At 63.6% G+C, this 21,501-nt stretch carries 20 protein-coding genes; 10 read left to right on the top strand and 10 right to left on the bottom strand.

The window, feature by feature from the left end:
• Positions 1 to 25 precede the first annotated feature (25 nt).
• The gene (locus GY725_25145) at positions 26 to 412 is read left to right on the top strand and encodes a hypothetical protein (GenBank protein ID MCP4007479.1); all 387 of its coding nucleotides are present in this window, start codon (positions 26 to 28) and stop codon (positions 410 to 412) included.
• A gap of 1 nt (position 413) precedes the next feature.
• Here GY725_25145 and GY725_25140 read toward each other — a convergent pair whose 3' ends face one another.
• From GY725_25140 to GY725_25130, 3 genes are read right to left on the bottom strand one after another with little or no spacing between them, the layout of a single operon-like run.
• A complete protein-coding gene (locus GY725_25140) occupies positions 414 to 884 on the bottom strand; it encodes an adenylyltransferase/cytidyltransferase family protein (GenBank protein ID MCP4007478.1) in 471 nt (156 codons plus the stop codon).
• Positions 881 to 1,909 carry a lipopolysaccharide heptosyltransferase II gene (waaF, locus tag GY725_25135; GenBank protein MCP4007477.1) on the bottom strand — a complete coding sequence of 343 codons (1,029 nt, stop codon included), beginning with the start codon at positions 1,907 to 1,909 and terminating at the stop codon, positions 881 to 883. The genes GY725_25140 and waaF overlap by 4 nt, the downstream gene beginning before the upstream one ends.
• Before the next feature lie 4 nt (positions 1,910 to 1,913).
• Positions 1,914 to 3,140, bottom strand: a complete 1,227-nt coding sequence (locus tag GY725_25130; protein ID MCP4007476.1) for a radical SAM protein — start codon at positions 3,138 to 3,140, stop codon at positions 1,914 to 1,916.
• Between the two features lie 215 nt (positions 3,141 to 3,355).
• On the opposite strand from GY725_25130, the gene GY725_25125 reads away from it, so the two are divergent.
• Positions 3,356 to 3,853: a VOC family protein gene (locus GY725_25125; GenBank protein ID MCP4007475.1), complete on the top strand. Its 498-nt coding sequence runs from the start codon at positions 3,356 to 3,358 to the stop codon at positions 3,851 to 3,853.
• 370 nt (positions 3,854 to 4,223) lie between these two features.
• Here GY725_25125 and GY725_25120 read toward each other — a convergent pair whose 3' ends face one another.
• A complete protein-coding gene (locus tag GY725_25120; GenBank protein MCP4007474.1) occupies positions 4,224 to 4,511 on the bottom strand; it encodes a PilZ domain-containing protein in 288 nt (95 codons plus the stop codon).
• 150 nt (positions 4,512 to 4,661) lie between these two features.
• Here GY725_25120 and GY725_25115 point away from each other — a divergent pair, with 150 nt between their 5' ends.
• The 4 genes from GY725_25115 to GY725_25100 all read left to right on the top strand — a co-directional run bounded on the left by GY725_25115 (position 4,662) and on the right by GY725_25100 (position 8,918).
• Positions 4,662 to 6,563: a hypothetical protein gene (locus GY725_25115; protein ID MCP4007473.1), complete on the top strand. Its 1,902-nt coding sequence runs from the start codon at positions 4,662 to 4,664 to the stop codon at positions 6,561 to 6,563.
• Positions 6,560 to 7,102 carry a gamma carbonic anhydrase family protein gene (locus GY725_25110; GenBank protein MCP4007472.1) on the top strand — a complete coding sequence of 181 codons (543 nt, stop codon included), beginning with the start codon at positions 6,560 to 6,562 and terminating at the stop codon, positions 7,100 to 7,102. Before GY725_25115 ends, GY725_25110 begins: the two co-directional genes overlap by 4 nt.
• A 75-nt stretch (positions 7,103 to 7,177) precedes the next feature.
• A complete protein-coding gene (locus GY725_25105; GenBank protein MCP4007471.1) occupies positions 7,178 to 7,828 on the top strand; it encodes a nitroreductase family protein in 651 nt (216 codons plus the stop codon).
• Positions 7,829 to 7,928: 100 nt separating this feature from the next.
• Entirely contained in the window at positions 7,929 to 8,918 is a 990-nt protein-coding gene (locus GY725_25100; protein MCP4007470.1) for a zinc-dependent alcohol dehydrogenase family protein, read from the top strand.
• A 10-nt stretch (positions 8,919 to 8,928) separates the two neighbouring features.
• On the opposite strand, the gene GY725_25095 is transcribed toward GY725_25100, so the two are convergent.
• From GY725_25095 to GY725_25080, 4 genes are all read right to left on the bottom strand, one after another.
• A complete protein-coding gene (locus GY725_25095; protein MCP4007469.1) occupies positions 8,929 to 9,864 on the bottom strand; it encodes a D-2-hydroxyacid dehydrogenase in 936 nt (311 codons plus the stop codon).
• A gap of 7 nt (positions 9,865 to 9,871) precedes the next feature.
• The gene (locus GY725_25090; GenBank protein ID MCP4007468.1) at positions 9,872 to 10,231 is read right to left on the bottom strand and encodes a translation initiation factor Sui1; all 360 of its coding nucleotides are present in this window, start codon (positions 10,229 to 10,231) and stop codon (positions 9,872 to 9,874) included.
• Between the two features lie 19 nt (positions 10,232 to 10,250).
• Positions 10,251 to 11,339 (bottom strand): tRNA-dihydrouridine synthase family protein, encoded by a 1,089-nt coding sequence (locus GY725_25085; GenBank protein MCP4007467.1) that lies wholly within the window; start codon positions 11,337 to 11,339, stop codon positions 10,251 to 10,253.
• Between the two features lie 77 nt (positions 11,340 to 11,416).
• Positions 11,417 to 12,190 (bottom strand): alpha/beta hydrolase, encoded by a 774-nt coding sequence (locus GY725_25080; GenBank protein ID MCP4007466.1) that lies wholly within the window; start codon positions 12,188 to 12,190, stop codon positions 11,417 to 11,419.
• 169 nt (positions 12,191 to 12,359) lie between these two features.
• On the opposite strand from GY725_25080, the gene GY725_25075 reads away from it, so the two are divergent.
• From GY725_25075 to GY725_25060, 4 genes are read left to right on the top strand one after another with little or no spacing between them, the layout of a single operon-like run.
• A complete protein-coding gene (locus GY725_25075) occupies positions 12,360 to 13,550 on the top strand; it encodes an efflux RND transporter periplasmic adaptor subunit (protein MCP4007465.1) in 1,191 nt (396 codons plus the stop codon).
• On the top strand, positions 13,547 to 14,233 hold the full coding sequence (locus GY725_25070) for an ABC transporter ATP-binding protein (GenBank protein ID MCP4007464.1): 687 nt from the start codon (positions 13,547 to 13,549) through the stop codon (positions 14,231 to 14,233). Before GY725_25075 ends, GY725_25070 begins: the two co-directional genes overlap by 4 nt.
• A gap of 19 nt (positions 14,234 to 14,252) precedes the next feature.
• Positions 14,253 to 15,488, top strand: a complete 1,236-nt coding sequence (locus GY725_25065) for an FtsX-like permease family protein (protein ID MCP4007463.1) — start codon at positions 14,253 to 14,255, stop codon at positions 15,486 to 15,488.
• 13 nt (positions 15,489 to 15,501) lie between these two features.
• On the top strand, positions 15,502 to 16,755 hold the full coding sequence (locus GY725_25060) for an FtsX-like permease family protein (GenBank protein ID MCP4007462.1): 1,254 nt from the start codon (positions 15,502 to 15,504) through the stop codon (positions 16,753 to 16,755).
• Positions 16,756 to 16,793: 38 nt separating this feature from the next.
• On the opposite strand, the gene GY725_25055 is transcribed toward GY725_25060, so the two are convergent.
• Both GY725_25055 and GY725_25050 read right to left on the bottom strand, forming a co-directional pair.
• Positions 16,794 to 18,479 carry a tetratricopeptide repeat protein gene (locus GY725_25055; protein MCP4007461.1) on the bottom strand — a complete coding sequence of 562 codons (1,686 nt, stop codon included), beginning with the start codon at positions 18,477 to 18,479 and terminating at the stop codon, positions 16,794 to 16,796.
• Positions 18,476 to 21,340 (bottom strand): hypothetical protein, encoded by a 2,865-nt coding sequence (locus GY725_25050; GenBank protein ID MCP4007460.1) that lies wholly within the window; start codon positions 21,338 to 21,340, stop codon positions 18,476 to 18,478. The genes GY725_25055 and GY725_25050 overlap by 4 nt, the downstream gene beginning before the upstream one ends.
• Between the last annotated feature and the right edge of the window lie 161 nt (positions 21,341 to 21,501).

Here is a 21,501-nt window from a genome sequence, read left to right as displayed (position 1 = left end):
GCTGGTGGGTGGCGAAAAGTCCGGGTTGGAAGATGTACAGCTGCGAACTCGCCGTGTGGATTCTCCCGGGCTCGACCTGCGCTTTGACTACGTGACGGAGAAGTCGCGAGTGCGCTGCCGGATCGAGTTGATCGAGGGCGCTCGAGCACCGCGCCCGGCCGCAATTGAAATCGATGGCCGACGTGCCAAGCGCTCGATCCTGATGCCCGACTACAGAATGGAGTTCCGCGACGGAGGGCGCAGCGTACCGCTCCCGGATCCGCTGACGGCGCGCCTGGAGGACTTCGTCTCGACTCTGACCCGCGTGCTCGCCGGTGCCGAGCCTCCAGACCCGGCGCCACTGGCCGCGCGACTCGAAATGCTCTCGGCGCTGACTTCGGCCTACCGGGAGCAGATCGACGCAGGCGCTTGACTCACGGACGCTTGTCGACCAATTCGCTGGAAGAATGTGTCTTGGGATCGCCGCAGATCGCGACGCGGGCACCGATCTCGCGCAGGGTTTCCCGCTCCGGAACCTCGTCGGGTGTGCGGTCGGTTCCCTTGATCAGCACGTTCGGTTGCAGCGCGCGAATGATCGCGTCGGCCGTGGGTTCGCCGAAGCTCGTCACGTAGTCGACATCGGCCAGAGCTGCAACCAGTTCCATGCGTTCGATCAGGGGGACTGCGGGCCGGTTCGGCCCCTTGAGCGCGCGAGCGCTTTCATCGCTGTTCAGGGCGACGACCAGCACATCGGCTTCGCGACGGGCGGCGGCTAGCAGGCGCACGTGCCCGACGTGCAGCAGATCGAAACAGCCGTTGGCGAGTGCGATGCTGCGTTGCGCGTCCCGTTCGGATTTCAGTTCGCGCGCCAGTTCGCGATAGTCGGCGATGATGGGGGCGCTCACGACAGGAGTTCCCGCGCCGCCTGCTCGACGCGTGCGGGGGCGAGACGGGTCATGCAGCGATGATCGGTCGGGCAAGTTTTCTGGTGGCAGGGACTGCAGTCGACCGCTTCGCGCAAGATTCGTTGGCCCTCCAGCAGGTGCTCGGTGTGTCTCGGGTCCGTGGGCCCGAGCAGGGAGATGACGGGCGTCGCGAGAGCGACGGCCATATGGCGCGGACCGGTGTCGTTGCTCAGCACGAGTGTGGCGCGTTCGATCAAGGCCGCCAGTTCGAGCAGGCTGGTACAGGGTTCATCGAGCACCAGCGCTGCGCCGTCCGCCAGTTCTGCGATCTGCCTCGCCACGGGCTCCTCTCCGGGCCCGGGCGCGAGTACCGCCCGCAATCCGTGGCAAGTGCGCAGTCTTGTGCAGGCCTCGGCGAAGTGTTCGGCAGGCCAGAGTTTACTGGCTCCAAAGTTCGCGCCCGGTGTCACCACCAGCAGGGACTCTCGCGAGTCGACCTGCGCGGCCTCCAGGCGTTTGGCGATGGCTTCGCGATCCTTCGAGTGCACCTCCAGGTCCAGCGATAATCCGGCATCAGGGCAACCGATTGCACGTGTAATCCTCAGGTAGCGCTCGATCATGGATATCGGCAGGCGTTTTCCGGCCTGACGCGGCAGCGGGACCGCCCGGTTGATCAGCAAGCGACGCAGCGGTTCGCGCGCATAACCCGCGCGCAGGGGAATCCTGGCCAGGAAAGGTGGCAGGGCCACAGTGGAGGAATCGGGCAGCAAGACCGCCCAGTCAAAGCCCTGCGCACTCAGAGTCGATGCCTGCGCGCGGGCGGCCGCCCAGCCTTTTTGCGCAGCGGGAAGCGTGTGGTCGACACCGGGCAGCGCTGCGATCAGCGCAACCAGATTCGCTCGGGCTGAAATGCTGATCTCGGCATCCGGGTGCGCCCGTCGCAGAGCGCGCAACGCAGGCGTTGCCATGAGGACGTCACCGAGCCAGTTCGGTGCGCATACCAGGATGCGGCGGGGCGCATCCATCGAACTACAGGAAGTAATCCTGGCGCTCTTCTCCGACTTCGGCATCCAGATCCAGAAGGGGATCGTGGATCAATTTCTCGAGCCACCAGTTTACGTCGTTGTAGAGGCAGGTGACCTCGCGGCATTCCTTGCTCGCGTCGAAGTCATCCAGAATCCTGAGCAATTGGCTGCCGGTCTCGGCGGCCGATTGCTCATCGTTGAAGGCGGTCTTTCCCGCGATCTCGGCTTTGGCCACTCCGCGGTGCGCGGGGCAGTTGAACAGACCCGTCGGCGTCAGTACCTGACGCAGCGCCTGCATATGGCAGGTGCGCGGTTGGCGGGCGAACTCGTGCCAGCTGCCGTCTTCGAGCATGCGCAGATTGATGCTCTCATACACTTCGAACTTGTCGTCCGCGAGTTCCTTGGCCTGGTCGACCTCGACGCGAATACTCGCGATCACGTCAGCTGTTTCTCGCGAAGTCTTCGAGGGGTCCATGACCTCCGCACCGTCCGTCTGGCGCTCCAGCACGGGCTTGAACGCGATGTAGTCGAATCCCGAGCGTTTGGCTCGCCTCGCCGCGGTCGTGATTTCGTGGATGTTCTCGAAGATCTCGTTGTCTTCGCGCGATGCGCCGCTCCACACGATGATGTACGAGAAGCCCACGCGCACTTTCGGGTTGGCTTCTTTGATCTTAGGAATGGACTGGCAGATGGTATCGAGATCGACTCCCGCGGCCGGTCTGTGCATCGCCTGGAACAAACCGTTGCTGCCGGAGTCCAGTGAGAGACGGATCCAGTCGCGTTCGTCCATGTGGCGCGCGGCTTCTGCGAGGTGATGACCGCGACTGCCATTGCTCACGATGGCGACCTGTAGGCCGAGTTCCTTCAGGTATTCGACGAAAGCCGGGAATCTCGGGAAGAGCGTGGGCTCACCCCCGCCGATCAGGATCACGGAACGCAGACCCCGCTCCGCCATGAGCATCAAGCTGTCTCGCAGTTCCTGTTCCTGGTACTTGTGCTTTGTGTTGAGGATTCCCCAGTCGATGCAATGGGTGCAACGGAAATTGCAGGCGGTCGTCAGGTCCAGGTTGATCGAAACCGGGGCCAGGTCCGGCGGTGGAGGGTCCGGCTCTCCATTCGCGCGGGCTCGCTCCAATGCCCGCCGCCATTCGACATACGCTTGTAGCTGCGGCGCCAGAACTGGCTGACGCAGCTTTCCCGTAAAGTCGTGGATCGGGTTCTCGGCCGTCACTCCCACCCCCCCAGGCTTTGGCCCGAAAAGTGTAGGAGAAGCGGTGCGGGCCGTCGATGCATCCGCCCTTCCGGTTGGCGGCTGGTTGGATGGCTCTTCTAGCATACGGGTGCTTTCTGCGGGGGATGGCCCTACAGCCCGAAGTATTGGCTCGGGCGAATGGCGTAAGCTGGAAGCCTGTTCAGGCCCGAAAAGGAGCATTTGAGGAGGATCGAGTGACAGTCGAAGTGAATGGGATCGCCCATATCCAGCTGACGGTGAGCAATGTCGAGGAATGCCTGCCGTTCTGGGAAAAGCTCTGTCATTTCCTGGAAATGAAGACCCTGGTTCGCGGCGAGGGAATCGTCTACTGCATCGGCAGTCGCACCGGGATCCTCGTGAGGGGAATCCCCGAAGGAGGCGACGACTCGCGTTTTGACCAGAACCGATCCGGTCTGCACCACTTCTGCTTCCGCGCTCGCGATCGCGAGAGCGTCGACGCCATCTGCGAATTCGTGAAGAACGAGTTGAACGCGAAGCTGATCCACGGCCCCGAAGAGGCCGGTTTCGCGCCCGGCTACTATTCGATTCTCTTCGAGGATCCCGACGGCATTCGCGTCGAATTCAATCATCTTCCCGGCCGGGGACATTTCGACAAAGGCGGGCGTCTCGGCACTGACGGTCCCGGACCTGCGGGTGATATGGGCGACGCCGGACTCGTGGGGCAGGGATGAGCTCAGAATCCGCAGGGATGCGCTCGTGGGGGTTGATCGTCGCAGGCTTCCTGGGGGGAGCCCCCAGCGCAAGTTGATCGATGACAATCCGGACGTCGACTACCATGTGGCGGCACTCGATGGTCGCTACGGATACCGGCTGATGGCGACGCGATCGAATGGGATGAGGAGGTCAACGATCGGGAATTACGCGTCGAAGCGGACGGCTCCGATCGGCTGGTGATCGCGCACCGCGATCCAGGCCACCAGAACTGGCTGAATGCGGCCGGTCACGAACAGGGACTGCTCGCCATCCGCTTCTTGCAAGCCTCCGAAGAGGCAGAGCCCCCGAGGCTGCGCCTCGTTTCGCTCGAAGAAGCGCGCGAACTCGCTAGGCGGGACTGATGTTCGCAAGAAGCCGGTAGTAGTCCTCGGGCGTGGTCTTCAGGCAGCAGCCGAGTCCACCGCGCGCGACGGAGGCCAGTTGTGGCGGGATCTTGCGACGGTTCGTGACGACGGCTTCGACCTCCACCATCGCGCCATCACGGCCACACAAGGCGACGTCCACCTTGGCGCCGATGTCCACGCTTGCGCCCGTCTGGACGAAAAAGCCCCTCGGAGACAGATCCAGAACCACGCCCACGTGGCGACTGTCGCCCACCGTGAGGTCACAGCTCACTCGTCGCTTGATCCGGGGGAATGCGCGTTTTGGTTTGCTCATTCTGATTGAGGTCGGAATCCCCCTCCGCCGCCTTTAGAAGTCGGGTCATCGCTCGCGAAGTCGTGTCATCTTCGCCAGTCCGGGCGCTCGGTTCGTTAGGATGGGCGCTTGCCTTCACTGTTCCAGGTCGACCCGCGCGCGGGAATGTTGGCGCAGCACTCGCGCGCCTGGGGGGTCGGTGTGGCTGCACTCCTGCTCCTGGGCTTGCTCGTGCGTTGCTGGAATTTTGGAGAGGTCGTGCGCAGCGATGGTCTGTTGTTCTGGGACAACGACTCGGTGCGCCGCCTGGAGCGCCTCCGGACGCTCGATCGCGAAACGGACTATCCGGTCCTGGAACGCAAGGACGGCTTTCCGCAGGGCAGCACCAGTCACTGGACCCAGCCGATGGATCGGGTGATTCGCGCACTGGATGTTCCCGCAGCTGTTTTCTTTCCCGGGGCTCGCACCTACGAGGCGGGTACGCTGGTCGCCGGACCCGTACTCGCGACCTGCTCGCTCTGGCTACTCCTGCTGGGAGCCCGAAGGCTGTGTGGCGATCTCGGCGCGCTATGCGTCGGTGGGTTCTACGCGTTGTCGTATTCGCTGGTCAACGTATCGTGGCTCGGCAATGGCGATCACCAGAATCTGCAGCATCTGGCTCTGGTCGGTTTTGTGTACGGTTCGCTGATTGCGCTCGATGGACGCGCACGCACCGGACTGGCGGCTGCAGCCGGTGCCGGCCTCGGGCTGGCCGTCTGGGTTTCGACCGAGTCGATGCTCTTGTTCTGGCTGTGGTGCGCGGCGGTCCTGGCTCTGGCGTTGTTCGGTTTGCCCGGGCGCAGTTTCTGGCGCGCGCAGCGTGCCTGGTGCCTCGGCTGGCTGGGGACTCTGTGTCTGGGCCTCGCCAGCGAACAGGCCGTCTGGGCGAATGCGGAATTCGATCGCATATCCTGGTTCCAGCTCTACCAGGCCGCGGTCTTCAGCGGCTTCGTGGGGATCGCGGGTCGAGCGCGGGCCGCAACGGCCGGACGAGTGCTGGCCTGTGCGGGTCTCGCGATCGCCCTGGGACTGATGCCACTGGCGCTGTTCGGCGGACTGCGCGATGCAATCGGCGCAGAATTCGCGGCCTTTTCCGCGGTGCAGAACTGGGTGCAGGGCGAGGTCTCCGAGTTCCGGCATCTGTTTGTCGGGCCGGATCTGCGCTTCACCTTCTGGCCTGCGCTGCACCGTTTCTCGTTTCTACTGCCAGTCTTCCCACTCGCTCTTGTGGCCTTCGCATTCGATGCCGAGCGCTCCAGGCGGCTTCGCGTGGCCGGAATCGTTCTGGCGAGTGGGACGCTTGCGCTGGCCTGCTGGGAGGTCAAACTCGCCCATCTGTTCGCGCCCTTGTACCCGCTGGTGCTCGTGCTGGGTGCGGATGCGATCCGACGCCGGAGGCCACCTGGCCAAACGCTTGTCGCACTGGCGTGCGTCGTCCTGGGTCTGGCGGCCGCCACCTCGCTACCCGCCCATTCGAAATCTGCGGTCGCGGTTGCAGAAGCTTCCCGCGGACTGGCCTTGGAACTCCGCGAGCGCGCACGAACGGCGCCTGGACACAGTGTGCTGGCGCACTGGCAGTTGGGAGCTCACCTGATGTACTACGGGGATCTTCCAGTGGTCGCCTCGGGTTACCACAGAAACCTCGAGGGAATTCTCGATGCTCACCGCATGCTCCTTTCGACCCCGGAAGATGCATCTGATCTCCGCGCTCGACTCCTGGCGCGACGAGTGCGCTGGGTGGTGACGTGGTACGACCCGAGCTTTCTGTATTACGCACCGAAGACACTGGGCCGGGAGTCGTTGGTGGATCCCGAAACGCTTCGACTGCGACCCGAAGCCGAGCGCAGCTTGTTTCGGCGTCTGGATTCTGGATCCGTCCCCGGTTTCGCGTTGCTTTCTTCCGGTCCGAGAATCTCGGCGCTTGGAGAACTGCAGCCCATGTACCGAGTGTTCGAAGTTCACCCCGAACGAACTGATAGGATGCTCCGATGAGTACAGCCCCCATCGTCTTGCCTTATCGCGGTGTGCTACCGCGCGTCGCCGCCGACGCTTTCCTCGCTCCAGGCTGCTCGGTAATTGGCGACGTGGAGATCGGTGCGCGCTCGAGCGTGTGGTTTGGTTGCGTGCTTCGCGGAGACGTTCAGCCGATTCGCATCGGCGCGCGAACGAATATTCAGGACGGCACGATCATCCACGTGACGAACGACGGCTGGGCCGCGACGATCGGGGACGACGTCCTGATCGGTCATCAGTGCGTCATTCACGCCTGCAGGCTCGAGGACCGGGCGTTCATTGGAATGGGTGCAGTCGTGATGGACGAAGCGGTCGTGGAAAGCCGTGCCATGGTCGCGGCCGGTGCGCTGGTCACTCCAGGCAAGCGAGTTCTGTCGGGTCAGCTCTGGGCGGGGCAGCCGGCCCGCTACGTGCGCGAACTGAGCGAAGCGGAACAGGATGAGAGCGAGCGGCGGGTTTCACACTACGAGGAACTCGCGGCCGAATATCGCGAAGCGTGCGCTGAACCGTCGTCCTGACGAAGCCGAGCCCCTGTTCCCCAGCGCGGATCGGACGATTCGGATTCAACACGGGTTCCCCGTATACTCCGGGCCATGTCATTCGACCTCAAAACCACGGACCGACTTCTTTCGACCACGCGCGCCGTTCGCAAGCGCCTCGATCTGACGCGAGATGTGCCTCGCGAGGTGATTCTGGATTGCATCCGGCTTTCGCAGCAGGCTCCCACTGGATCGAATATGCAGGGTTGGCGCTGGTTGATCGTGACCGATGCCGACAAGCGCCGCGCACTCGCCGAGATGTATCGCAAGTCCGGCGCCGACTATCTGGCCGCGGGCCGCGATCAAGCGCAAGCCTCGGGCAGAGAACAGACTGCGCGCGTACTCGACTCTGCCGTCTATCTCACCGAACACCTCCACGAAGTCCCCGTCCACGTCATCCCCTGCTTGAAGGGACGGTTGCCGGCAGAGGCGCCCTCGGGCATGGCGGCGGGCTTCTTCGGTTCGATGTTTCCCGCGGTCTGGAGCTTTCAACTCGCGTTGCGCTCGCGAGGACTCGGCACGGTTCTGACCACGATGCACCTGGCAGCGGAGGCCGAAGCAGCTGAGCTACTGGGGATTCCCGAGGGCGTGACGCAATGCGGACTGCTTCCGGTCGCCTATACGGTCGGTGATGACTTCAAGCAGGCGACCCGTCGCCCTCCCGAGCACATCACCTACTGGGATACCTGGAAGTCCGAAGGCTAGCTTCCCGCAGGCTTCCAGGTCGCGTCGCGAGAAGAAGACGCCCAGCGCGTGTTCGCCCGCACAACGAGACACCCGCGGCCGTGATGCTACAACTCTCTTCATGTGGGCGATGCGAATCGAGGGCATCGGGCAACCTCTCGTGTTGCGGCAGGTCCAGCGCAGGGATCCGGGCGAAGGCGAGATCGTGCTCCGCGTCGAGGCGTGCGGAGTGTGTCGCACCGATCTGCACCTGATCGACGGGGATCTCGCCCCAGCGACGCTTCCGATCACCCCGGGGCATGAAATCGTCGGCCGGGTGATCGAGACTCGCGCGCCGCAGGCGCCTCATCGCGTCGGTGATCGGGTCGGGATCCCCTGGCTGGCCTGGACCTGCGGCACGTGTGCCGACTGTCGGGCCGGACGCGAGAATCTGTGTGCTCGAGCTCGTTTCAGTGGCTTCTCGGGCGACGGTGGCTTTGCTCAGGAGGCGATCGTCGATGCCCGCTTCGCCTTCTCGATCCCCGACCTCTACGGATCGGTCGAGGCTGCACCACTGCTGTGTGCCGGGCTGATCGGCTATCGCTCCTATCGGATGTCGGGTGACCCGTCCCGGCTGGGACTGTATGGATTTGGCGCCGCGGCCCACATCGTCATCCAGATGGCGCGTGCAGAGGGGCGCGAGGTGTACGCCTTCACGCGGCCTGAAGACACGGAATCGCAGGCGTTCGCGCGCGAACTCGGCGCAGTCTGGGCGGGGTCCTCGACCGACTCGTCTCCGGAACCGCTCGACGCGGCAATCCTCTACGCTCCACTGGGCGAACTCGTGCCGCTCGCGCTGGCGGCCGTGCGGCCCGGTGGAACCGTGGTATGCGCGGGAATCCACATGAGTGATATTCCGAGCTTCCCCTATGCTCTGCTCTGGGGCGAACGGCGTCTGATCTCGGTGGCCAACCTGACGCGCGCCGATGGGCTGGGGTTCTTCGAGTTCATCACCCGCAACCCGGTCACGACGCACGTCACTCCTTTCGAATTGCGCGACGCGAACCGGGCTCTCGATTGTCTGCGCAACGGCGCGATTCAGGGCGCGGCGGTACTGGTGTGCGACGGGTGAGGGCGCGAAGCTAGGCTTGCAGGTACGGCTGTAGCGCGCGCGTGAGTTCTTCGACGTGCAGTGCCCGGTACTCTTCGTAGACGCAGGATGAATGCGGCATGACGAAGACCTGAGGGTGCGACCAGAGCGGAGAATCGGCGGGTAGCGGCTCGATTTCCGTCACATCGAGTCCGGCTCCAGCCAGTGTTCCCTCATTCAGCGCTTCGAGCAGATCGGCTTCTGGCAAGACCGTGCCGCGTCCGAAGTTGTAGATGAAGGCCCCCGCTCGCATCTTCGAAAGCCGTTCCCTGTTCATGAATCCGCGTGTCGCGTCGCCTCCGGGCAGGAGCAGGACCACGTGGTCGGCGCGCGCGAGCTGAGAATCGAGTTCGTCGAGTCCGCAATAACTGGCACCGCTGGCCGGATCGATTCCGGCGCTGTGTGAGCGCTGGACTCCCGAAACGCTCATGCCCAGCGCGCCCAGCAACCGGGCGCATTCCCGGCCGATCTGGCCGTAGCCGATGATCACGGCGTGTTGATTGCGCAGCATGCGACCGGGGAACTGCAGATTCCGGTCCCAGTCGCGCCGCGTCTCGTTGTCGAGCATCGCGCCAATCCTGCGGTTGAAGTGTTGCATGAGCCCGAGCAGGGACTCGGCCATCATTCCGCCGTGGAACGTGCCGTAGTGCGTAGGAACCCGGCCAGCGGGATCTTCGGCGACCCAGTCATTGCCCGCCGAGGGTGTGAAGACCGCGCGCAGCGCTGGAGCTTTCGCGAAAGCGTCCGCCCGCAACATCCAGGTAACGATCAATTCGCTCTCGGGAAGTGCTGCGATCAGATCTCGGACTCGCTCGTGAATGACCAGTTCCAGTGCTGGAAACGCGCTGCGCAAGGGCGCCAGATCGGCTTCGGAGAAGTCGAACGCGCGGATCGGACTGCGCAGGCACACGTCGAGTCGCGGAGCCATCGAGGCGCTATCCCCCGGCCAGCTTGACGTTGTAACCGCGCGTCTGGAGTTGCTCGGTCAAGGTCGCGCGGTGATCTCCCTGGATCTCGATCACCCCCGACTTACAGGACCCACCACTTCCACAGGCGCGTTTCAATTCCCCGGCGAGATCCTTGAGCGCGTCTTCAGGCAAGGGGACTCCGGAAATCGTCGTCACGGTCTTGCCCCCGCGACCCTTGACCTCCCGGCGCACACGCACGATGCCGTCCCCCTGCGGGACGCGTGGGCTCTTGCGGCAGGCGCAGTTCTTTACAGGTCGCCGGCAGTTGGGGCACATGCGCCCCTTTCCCGTGCTGTACACGAGATCGCCCGCGCCTCTTCGCTTCATCGCCATGCTATGCGAATCCCTAGCTCGTTGGATTCGACCCGACGAATGCGGGCCGGTGTTGAGAGAGTCGAGGGGAGCGGGGAGGGCGGGATTGGCTCAGGACTCGCAGATGCTCGTCGAGTTCCGCGAGAGACTGGCTGCGCAGCAGACGTGTGCGCGCGTCGGCGTCGATCGATAGGCCCACATCCAACCGGCGGTAGATCTGTTTGAGTTGACCGAGCGCACTGTGTTCGTTTCGGAGCGTCGCGAGCAGGCCGTCTCGATAGCGCCGGTGGAAGGCGTGGATCTGCTCGGGACCGGTTGTGGGTGGAGCGGCTCCTCGATGGTGTCGGGCGAGTCGCAGCAGCAGCCAGGGGTCGCGTATCGCTCCTCGACCGATCATGACGCCGTCGACTCCCGACTCGAGCATTCGGCTGGCGTCGGCCACGGAATTGACATCGCCGTTTCCCAGCAGCGGCAGGCGGGTCCACTCGCGCACGCAGGCCAGGGCCTCCCAGCGCGCGGGATGTTTGTAGGCGTCGTTTCGGGTGCGCGCGTGCACGGTCAATAGCTTCGCACCCGCAGCTTCAATCGCGGAAACGATCTCGTGCAGCGCCGAGTCATCCCCCACACCGAGTCGGATCTTCGCCGTGACCGGAACCTCCACAGCTTTGGCGACTGCGGAGACCAGTGCGTGGATGCGTTCCGGAAATTCCAGTAGCGCAGCTCCCGCCTGTTTCTTGAATACGCGCGGCGCGGGGCAGCCAAAGTTCAGATCGATCATCGGCGCTCCCGCTTCCACTGCGTTCACGGCAGTTTGTGCGGTCGCTCCTGGGTCCACACCCATGAGCTGTACGCCGATCGGAACATCGCGATGAGCGGAACCCAGTTCGCGGCGGATCGCCGCGGGCTTGACGGGCTGCTGGCTGACGCGAATGAATCCGGTCCAGGCGGCACCGACGCCTCCGTGGTCCAGGATGACCTCCCGAAAAACCCGGTGTGTCACGCCGTCCATTGGAGCGAGAACGAACGGTGGATCGAAAACGACACCGGAGCCGAGGTCGATGGCTTGTGGATTCGGGGCCCGCTTCACGCTGTGAGTTTCGCCACCCGTGCTAGTTTTCGCCACGACTTTTCCAACGCACCGGGGTCTGAACTTCGATTTTGAACCCGGGAGCGCGACGGAGCCGCTTCGGGGATCCGGGCTCAGGGATTCCGGGACAGGAACTCGTCGAGCACGCGATTGAAGTTCTCGGGATCTTCGAAGTACAGCGAATGGCCGACCCCCGGGAACTCGAGTAGTTCCGCACCCGGGATGATCTGGGAAACCTCACGCAGCGCTTCCGGAGAAAAGAGCTGATCTTCGTGCCCGGACAACATCAGCGTCGGCACCGAGTAGCCCTCGAGATCGTCCTTGCCGATCTGTGAAGCCGGAAGGCGAATCATCCCTTCCGGTGGCAGGTCCGGGTTGAGAGCCGAGATCTGATCGTACAGGTGGGTGCGCAGCGGTTCGCGAAGCGCGAATTCCGGTGCGACCGCCGCGTTGGCTACGACCCCCTCGCTTTGGAATCGCGCCCCGAGCTGGGCGAAGCAGGCTCCGACGGTTTCCGTGAATACACCCGCGGGCGTTCCGCCGAGCAGCAGACAGCGAACTCTTTCGGGGTGTCGCACGGCCGTCTGCAAGCCCGTCCAGCCACCCATCGACTGACAGACCAGGGCGGCGCGTTCGATCGACTCGGCGTCCAGGATCGCGCATAGATCGTCCGCGAAATACTCGGGTAGAAAGTCCGCACCCGGGCATGGGGAGCGTCCGAAGCCCCGGTGGTCGAAGCTGATCACGCGCTGCTGGCGGGCGAAATGCGGCACCTGTTGCCACCAGCTCAGGGTGTTGCCGCCGGCGCCGTGCGCGAACACGATGGCGGGGCCCTCGCCGAAGGTCTCGTAGTACAGCTCGACGCCGTGAGATGTGACTATGGGCATGCCGCCATCATACCTTCGCCCCCCCCTTCGTGGGCGAGTTCGCATGTCGCTCGTTTCATGCGCAGCTTTCTTGCTGCAGTTGAGGCGTCTACTGAGCCCGTTGTGCCGCGCGCGGTCGGCATCTGGATTGCAGTTCCACCTCACGGAGAATCCATGAGGGGAACGAGCCATGAACGAAGCAACGAGCACCGGACGCCTGAAGCAGTTGGGTTGGATCGCGGGGATTCTGGTCGGGACCCTGATCGGTGTGATCGGAGTCTTCCGCGGTTTGACCGCAGATATTGCGTCCGGCGATGAGGATCCCGATGCGGAGTTCCGCGCCTATTCCGTCGAACGGGGCAGTCTTGTAGAGACGATCGTCGCTTCGGGCGCAATCGAACCTCTGGTTCGGGTTCCTGTCATTTCCGAAGTGTCCGGGATCATCGCCACCGTTCACGTGGAAGAGGGCGATCGAGTGCTCAAGGGCCAGCCCTTGTTCGAACTCGACAGTGAACGACTCGACGCGCGGGTCGCCGAACGGCGTGCCGAATTGCAATTGCGCCAGGCCAATGCCAGCTATGACCTGATCGGTCGGGCCGAAGTGCTGCGCGACCGGGCGAGACGGGAACATAGCCGCAAGGCGGAGCTTCATCAGAACCAGGTCGCTTCAGCGCTTGATCTGGAACGGGCCGAACAAGATCTGCGACTCGCCGAAATCGCTGTGGGGGATGCGCGGGCCGAATCGCTGGCGCGCCGCGCCGCCGTTGCTCAGGCGCGCGAACTCCTGCGCCAGGCAGAACGCGACCAGGCCAACATCGTGGTTCGGGCCGCCGTCGACGGCGTGATCATCCGGCGCGACGGCGAAATCGGTCGCGCGGTTGCCGACGTGACGAATTCCGGCGGGACGGTGGTCGCTGTGATCGCGGACGATACGCGTCTGCGACTCGTGGCCGATGTAGACGAAAACGACATCGCCCGAGTGCGGGTCGGATTCGAGACATCCATCCGCATCGATGCGTTTCCGGATGAAGAATTCCGTGGGCACGTGCGCAAGATCTCTTCCTCTGGAACCGTCGAGGGCAATGTGTCCAACTTCGAAGTCGAGATCGAGGTAGAAGCGGACGAGCGCTTGCGTGTGGGCATGTCGTGTGATGCCCGTGTGACCGTTCGCGAATACCACGACGTCTTGATCGTCCCGAACACGGCCGTCGTTCGGCGCAGTGGCAGCGCGCATGTACGGACGCCCGATGTGGGAGGGGGGCCCGCCTTCCGCCTGACGCCGGTTCGCCTGGGAAGCAGCGACGGTTTTCACAGCGTGGTGGCTGAGGGACTGTCTACGGGCGATGTGATTCTCTTGCGTGCCGATGGAGTTCGCGGATGAGTGTGCTGATCGAACTGGAACGGGTGCGCAAGCGCTTCCTCATGGGCGATCACGAAGTCGAGGTCCTGCAGGGAATCGACATGCAGATCCACGAGGGCGAATTCATCGCAATCATGGGTGCGTCGGGCTCGGGAAAGACCACGTTGCTGGAGATACTGGGAGCGATCTCGCGGCCGAGTAGCGGTGTCTACCGTTTCGAAGACGACGAGATCCAGGACCTGGACGACAACGGATTGGCCGATCTACGCGCGCAGCGCATTGGTTTCGTGTTCCAGACCTTCAATCTCATGCCGCGAATGTCGGCGCAGCGCAATGCCGCGCTCTCGCTGCTGTATGCCGGCGTCAAGCGGAATGTGCGTGAAGAACGAGCCCGTCGGGTGCTGGAACGCCTGGGGCTGGCGCATCGACTGGACCACCGTCCCGCGCAGATGTCGGGCGGTGAGCGCCAGCGTGTGGCGATCGCGCGAGCGCTGGTCAATGAACCGCGCCTGCTGCTTGCGGACGAACCCACTGGAAACCTCGATCAGAAGACCGGTCGCGAGATCCTGGACGTGTTCCGCGAACTGCATCGCGAGGGTCGCACGATCGTGGCGGTCACACACAGCGAGGAGGTCGCAGAGGTCGCCCAGCGCGTCGTGCGAATCAGCGACGGATGCCTGCAGGCGGAGGCGGCCGTTGCCTGACTTGCGCAGGATCGCCCGCTTGAGTCTTCCGCTGGCCGAGGAGGGCATCCTGCAGTTGCGCGCGCGCTTTCGCGAGCAGGTGCTGACCGTGCTCGGGATCGTCTGGGGTGCGGCGGCGGTCGTGCTCCTGCTCTCGTTCGGCGCCGGTCTGTACAACTTTCTGGACCTCGGTTTCAAGCGCACGGGGGATCGCTTCCTGGAGGCAAACCCCGAGTACACCAGCAGAGAAATGGGAGGGGCGCGTCCGGGCCGCAAGATCGTCTTCGAAGAGGATGACCTGAGCCTGCTGCGGGCGAGTCTGCCTTCCGCGCGCTGGATTGCGGCCGTATACGAACCCGGAGCCGTGACCGTGCGAACCGCGGATCGCACCCGCAACACGGTGGTCAGCGCGAATACGCCTGATCTCAAATGGATTCGCGTACACGAGTTGGCGCGCGGCCGCTTCATCGACGATGAGGACGAGCGGATGGGACGACCCGTCGCGGTCCTGGGTGCGAACCTGCCCGAGATCTTCTTGCCCGACGTCGATCCAATCGGTCAGACGATTCAGGTCGAGGGAACGCCGCTGCGGGTGATTGGCGTTCTCAAGCGCGTGGGAGCCCAGTTGATGGTCAACCAGGCTCTGCACGACGACATGGTCTTCATCCCTTTGAGCCAGGGACAGAGGATCTTCGGATTGGGCAATGCGGTGGGCAGTTTCCTGCTCGAGCCGCACCGTGTCGATGAAACCGCCCTGTTGCGAGAGGAGTTCGAGGCGGCGATCTACCCCCAGCATCACCTCGACCCGGACGACAAACAAGCGATCGCGTACACCGAGGTGCGCGAATACTCCGAGCCGCTCAAGCGCATAGGCTCGGGGCTGGAGTTGCTGCTCGGTTTCGTCGGTACGGTAATGCTGGCGATGGCGGGTGTGGGCGTGGCGAACCTGATGGTGGCAATCGTCAATCAGCGGCGTATGGAGTTCGCCATGCGGCGGGCCTGCGGCGCGCGTCGCAGCGACATCAGCCTGCAGCTCCTGGTCGAGACGTTGTGTGTGGTGGGCGCGGGCGGATTGTTGGGAATCCTGCTGGCCACCGGCATCGTCTGGCTCTTTTCCTTTGTCCCCTTACCCGAACTGATTCCCACGCCACGCATCCTGCCGAGCGTGATCGCGACCACTTGTTTCGTCCTACTTCTGGTCGGCGCCGTTTCGGGAATCCTTCCCGCGCGCATGGCATCGCGCATCGATCCCGCAGCCGCCCTGCGGGTTACATGATGGAGACTGTGTGATGGAGTTCTCCGAGCGACTGCGCCTGGCCATGGAATCAATCGGCGATCATCGCGCGCGCGTGGCCGCTTCCGGCATGGGGGTGTTCTGGGGCAGCGCCGCCATCGTATTGATGCTGGCCTGGGGCGCGGGCTTCGGTGTCTTCATGGATCGCCAGCTGAGCCGTTACGGTCAGCCTAGCCTGTTCGTGATTCCCGGAGTGACGTCTTCCGGATTTCCTGGGGTTCGCCCCGGTGTGCGGGTGCGTGTCTCGCGCGAAGAAGTCGAGAGCGCAGAGCGCGAGAACGAAACCCTGGTCTCCGCGATCCTCGCCGAGCATCGAGCTTCCGAACGCGTTCTGGTCGAAGCGTCGGGTCGCTTGCGCAGGCTCGACCTGAACGGAACCGATGAGCGGTTTGCGAAGTACCGTTCGTTCTACATGGCAGCAGGACGTTTTCTGGACGCCACCGATGTTGCACGAGAACGCGCGGTGGCCGTGCTGGGCTGGGAAGCCGCTCGAGATCTATTCGACGATCCGCTTCGCGCGGTGGGTGAGAGGATTCGCGTCGAGGGAGTCTCTTTCGAGTTGATCGGAGTGATGGATGAGAAGAGCGGACAGCAGAAATTCAATACCAATCGACCCGACAATCGACTGCTGGTGGTTCCTATAACGACGGCTGAGTCGCGGCTCGGGCACCCCAAAGAAGAGATTCCCTGGATGACGATCTATCCGCGACCCGGGGCTGCCTCGGATGAGGTGCTGCGCGCGGTGGTGGCGAGTCTTGCGCGGCAAAACGGCTTCCATCCTGACGACACCGATGCAATCCGCGCCTTCGACACGACGCAGTTGCTGGGTCTGGGCGATCTTCTGGTGATCGCGTTCACCGTCTTCATCGGGGTGGCCGGCACGGTCACGCTGATGGTCGGTGGCGTCGGCATCGCGAACTTTCACCTGGCCATGCTGGCTGAACGCGCGGTGGAGATCGGAGTGGCCAAGGCTCTCGGCGCACGCAACGGAACCCTGATGATCCAGACGGCACTCGAAGCCCTGATCGTCGCCGGTTCAGCTGCACTGTCCGGGGCGGCCACGGGCCTCGCCGGCTGCGCCGCACTCAAGAACTTCGCGCCACCTGGCATGTTTCCCACTCCGATCATCTCGCCTGGCGTGATCGCGGTAACCCTGACTGCGCTGGTGGCGGTCGCCCTGATCGCCGCGCTCATACCAGCGCTGCGCATCCGGCACATGGATGTGTCGGCGGCATTGCGAGACGCCTGACCTTGCCTTCAAGTAGTACTTGAAGGCTGGCAATTCCTCTATCGGTCTCTCGCCTGGGCCGCGGCTCGCGCCTGCTCAAGGACTTTTCGCGCCTGAGCATCGCCGGGCTGGATCTCCAGGGCACGCTCGAGGCTCTGTGCGGCAGCTCCGGGTTTCTCCAGCGCCAGGTACACCCCGGCCAGGTTGAAGTGCGCTTCGAAGCTCTCCGGGAAAGCCTGCGCTGCCTCGCGCAATGCTTCCTCTGCACGGGGATAGTCCCCGGCTTCCGCCGCCAGGATTGCCAGACTGATACGGGCCGACAGATGGTCGGAATTCAGTTCGAGGACGCGCTTCAAGTGGTGTTCGGCTCGCGCGCGCTCAGCGCTTTCGAGCAGCGCATTCGCCAGATTGAAGTGGCCCAGTTCGTAGTCCGGCCAGCTGGCGACGGCGCGTTCGTAGTGCAGGATGGCTTCGGAGACCCGGCCCTTTCGAAAGTCGAGATTACCCAGATTGTTATGCGCCAAGTAGTTCTGCTCGTCGGCGCGCACGGCGTTTGCGAACAGCGTTTCGCTGGTGCGCCAGGTGCCCACCTGCGCGAACGAAACCAGCGCAAGCGCTGCGATCCACAGACTCGCGATGCCGGGCACGACCCAGGCCGGTCGAAGCACCGGCGCGCTCCAGGCGAGCATCACATACAGGCCCACACCGGGCAGGTAGCTGTAGCGGTCGGCCATGGACTGTTCGCCGACCTGGATCAACCCGATCACCGGAACCAGGGTTCCCAGGAACCAGAGCCAACCCACGAGAAGATGAGGTCGGGTTTCGCGCACCCTCCAGACCAGGGCGCTCGTCGCAGCCAGAACGAAGCTGGCGAGCAGAGACGAAACCAGCCTCGATTCCTCAGGGGCCAGGAGCGCCTGGTGGGGGTAGAAGACAGAGAGCGAGGTGGGCCAGACGCTCTTCCCCAGATACGCGAGGTAGGCAATCGACGCGTTCAACAATCTTTCCGAGAGTGGGAGCAGGTGGCCGATGTGCATCGCCCCGCTCTCGGATTGCACGCGAAGCGTGATGTAGGCGCATCCCGCGACCAGTGGCAACAAGATGAGTTTTTCGAGTAGCAGGCGCGACTCTGGCCAGCCGGTGGTCCAGCGCCGCAAAGGCCAGCGGTCCAACAGAAGCAGAACGAAGGGCAGGGTGACGCCCATCGGCTTGCTCATCAGCCCCAGAGCGAAAGCAATGAACACCCCCGTGTAGCGCAGGATGCTCGGTGCCCGCGAATAGTGGACGTAGGCGAGCAAGGTCAAGATCCAGAACAGAGCCGAAAGAACGTCCTTGCGCTCCGAAGCCCAGGCCACGGACTCGACGTGCAGGGGATGAGCGACGAACAAAGCCGCGACAAAGAGACTGGCTCCGGGGCTCCCCGTCATGTTGCGGAGTGTGAAGAACAAGAGCAACCCAGCCAGGATGTGGAGCAAGGCGTTGACCTGCTGATGGGGTCCGGGATCGATGCCGAATAGTGTCCCGTCGAGCATATGAGACAGGGCCGTGATCGGCATCCAGTTGTCCCCGTGAACACCGACAAACGCCTTGCGAATTCCCGCCCAGGTCAGGCCTTCTTGAACAGCGGCGTTTTCGCTGATGTAGGTCGGATCGTCGAAGCGCACGAACTCATGCCCGCCGACCTGCCAGTAGATCCCCAGACCGAGCAGGACCAGAACGACACTTGCAGCGACGGAATGGCTCACGCGCCCGACAGAAATCGCTCGAATGGATACTCGAAGCCGACGCTCTCTTTTGCCCAGTTCCAGAATCTGCGCGCGCGCTCGATCTCGAGTGGACGCGCGCGGACGATTCGACAGTACGTCCGCATCCGCTGCAGCGCTTTTTCGTTCAGGGTCGCGCGGAGCAGTAGATAGATTTCGGTGAAGGGTTCGCCTTTGTGGAAGGCCGCGGCGACCCGCTCCGGTGTGTCGGTTGAACGCGCCAGAAAGGTCGCAGCATTGCCGAATGCGTGCGCACGCAGAGATCGTGCCGCGAGGTGGCGATAGGTTTCGGGTTCGACCGCGATGGAACCGGACAGGACCGCTTCGTCATCGATTGATTCGATCAGGCGGATGGAGTCGCTGCTGCTCTCCAGCGCCCAGGGGAGGTAGGGGCTCAGTCGGGGATCGCTCAGCATCATGTGCAGGATCGCGTAATTGTCGATCCGCGCAATCAGCAGATCGACGAGGCGCTGAGCGGGGAACCACGAACCTGCGGCTTCCCGCAACGGGGCCGGCCAGATCGCAGCGATATCGGTGCTCTCGGAAAATTCCGACTGTGACTCTCGAGACATCAGGAGGGCGTAGTGGGCACGATCGTCGTCGGCGTCCTGGGGGTTTCGCGGATCGATGCGATGCGGGTGTTGATCGTCGAGCGCGGCTGCATCGCCGATCCAGTCGGCCAGGCCCTGGGCGTCCGCGATGAAAGTCGCCCCGAGCTGGTCCGGGGACAACAGGCCCAGGTCTCGGAGTTCCGGGGCCACTCGATCGTCACGCCATTGCCGGGAGAAATCCCGAACGGAAACCGGCCCGGTTGGAGCGAATTGGTTGATGCCCACCATCATCCAGTCCCGGCCTGAACCCGCCCATAGCGAGCAATTCTCGAACACATTGCAAAATCCGCGCAGGATCGATTTCGATTCCTCGACCCGGAGCGAGTGCACGGGCAACCAGTAGGTCACGATGCCGCGATCACTGAGGCGCGCGCGCGCAAGCTCGAAGAACTCCTGTGAGAACAGATTCTCGATTCCTGCATTGCGAGGTGGCGGGGGCTCTGCGGTGATGAGATCGAATCTTCGCTCCGTGCTCGCAAGAAAGAAGCGACCGTCCTCCACGTGCACCTCTACGCGTGGGTCTCGCAGGGGATGATCGGCGGGATCGGGGTAGATGTATTCAGAGAGTTCGAGGATGTCACTCGAGATGTCGACGATGTCGATGGTCTTGAGGCTTTGGGTATCTACGAGAGCCTTTGCCGTACTGCCCACGCCGTAGGAGATCAGCAGAGCGCTACGCGTTTCGGGCCGAACGGCCATCGGCCAGTAGACGTAGAGCTTCATATAGCGCCGGGCCGTCGTCATCGTCGATGACATTGAGTGATTGTTCGTCGCCAGGGTGTAGAACCACGGCTTTCCCTCGACGTCCTTTCGGAAGATCTGCGCAGTCTCCGTCACGCCTTCGCGAACGGCGACGAGTTCCATTTCGCGGTCGCTCGCGAACTGGTAGAAGGTCCCGCTACCGCGGATGATCACCTCGTTCATCGCGCCAAAGGGAAACACCAGAACAGATCCGCCCAACAAGCCCACGGCCCACAGCCACTTCGCCGTCCGGGCCTTCGAGTCCGATCCCGCCACGATCGGATGGAGGAGCAGGAGGGCGCCGACCAGGCCGTAGACCACGAGCAACACGAATAACGAACGCTCCACGCCCAATTGCGGGATCAGAACGAATGCACCCAGAAGGGAGCCGACCGCACCTCCCAGAGTGTTGATCACGGCCACGTGGGCGGTCGCGCGCGCTTCGGCGATGCCCGAAGCCTGGAGAGCGCGACCCAGAAGCGGGAACAGGACGCCAGAGCCGATGCTCACTGGAAGCATCATATAGGCGTAGGCGAGTGCGGGGGGCTGCATCGCAGCGAGTTCGATGCCCATTCCCAAGCCTGCGTAGGAGAGTCCGAGCAGTAGTGCATTCGCAATTCCGAAAAGTCCGGCGCGCGTGTGGGCGTTGGCGTCGAAGCGGAACCACAAAGAAGAGGCCAGCCCTCCGAGACTGATGCCGGTCAGCACGGTCGCCAGCATCAACGCCAGATTCCAGCCGGTGGCTTCGGTGAAGAGCAGAAAAAGCCGGAACCAGACGACCTCGAGCGCCATCATGACCGCACCACTGGCGAACGCGCCAAGAGAAATCGGCCAGGCCCTTGAGAGAGCAACCGCTTGCGCGCGAACGGCGGAATCCGCGGGCTGCGGTTCTCCGCCGCGGGCGAGCCACAGCGCTCCCAGACCTGCGAGCAGGTTGAGTGCCCCAGCCGCGACGGCTGAACCGGTTACGCCCAATGCACCGATCATCCAGCGCTCGGTGACGATCACGCCGATCACTGCACCAAACGTGTTCCATCCGTAGAGACGGCCGAGAGTGCGACCGTAGTTCGGATCGCGAGCCGAAAGCGCGCGCACGAGAAGCGGGAGCGTCGTGCCCATGGCTGCGGCCGGAACGACCAGAAGCGCGAAGCCACCCGACAGACGCAGGAACCCGAGAAGTGCCGGGCTGTCTGCGAATGTTCCGAGAAAACCAGCGGTGCTCGCAGAGATACCGGGAAGCAGTGCAACGAGACCGACACCGCTGGCGGCAATCGCCAGTTCTGCGAGCGCGTACATTCGAAGGGGTGCGCGCAGGCCATCACCGACGCGACCGGCCACCGCACTCCCGAGAGAAAGACCGGCCATGAAACTGCATAGGACGATCGAGACTGCCCATACACTGTTGCCGAGAACGAGACCCGCGAGCCGGAAGAACAGCGCTTCGAAAGCGAGTGCAGAGGCGCCCGACATCGCGAAAATGAGGCACAGCACGACTGGCGAGACGTTCTCGCCGGGCGGCCCGCCAGACCGACCCGGATCAGATTTTGGTTGCGCGCGCATTTTCGGGCTCTCTCGCCTCCGTGGCGGGCCCGAGTATTCCACATAGACCGCCCAGCCCGATGACAGGGGCGAGGCCCGGGGCCGGATTTCCC

The sequence above is a fragment of the bacterium genome (genome assembly GCA_024226335.1).
Taxonomy (GTDB): domain Bacteria; phylum Myxococcota_A; class UBA9160; order SZUA-336; family SZUA-336; genus JAAELY01.
The sequence above is the reverse complement of the archived record's forward strand: the minus strand, read 5'-3'. Positions and strand labels throughout refer to the sequence as shown.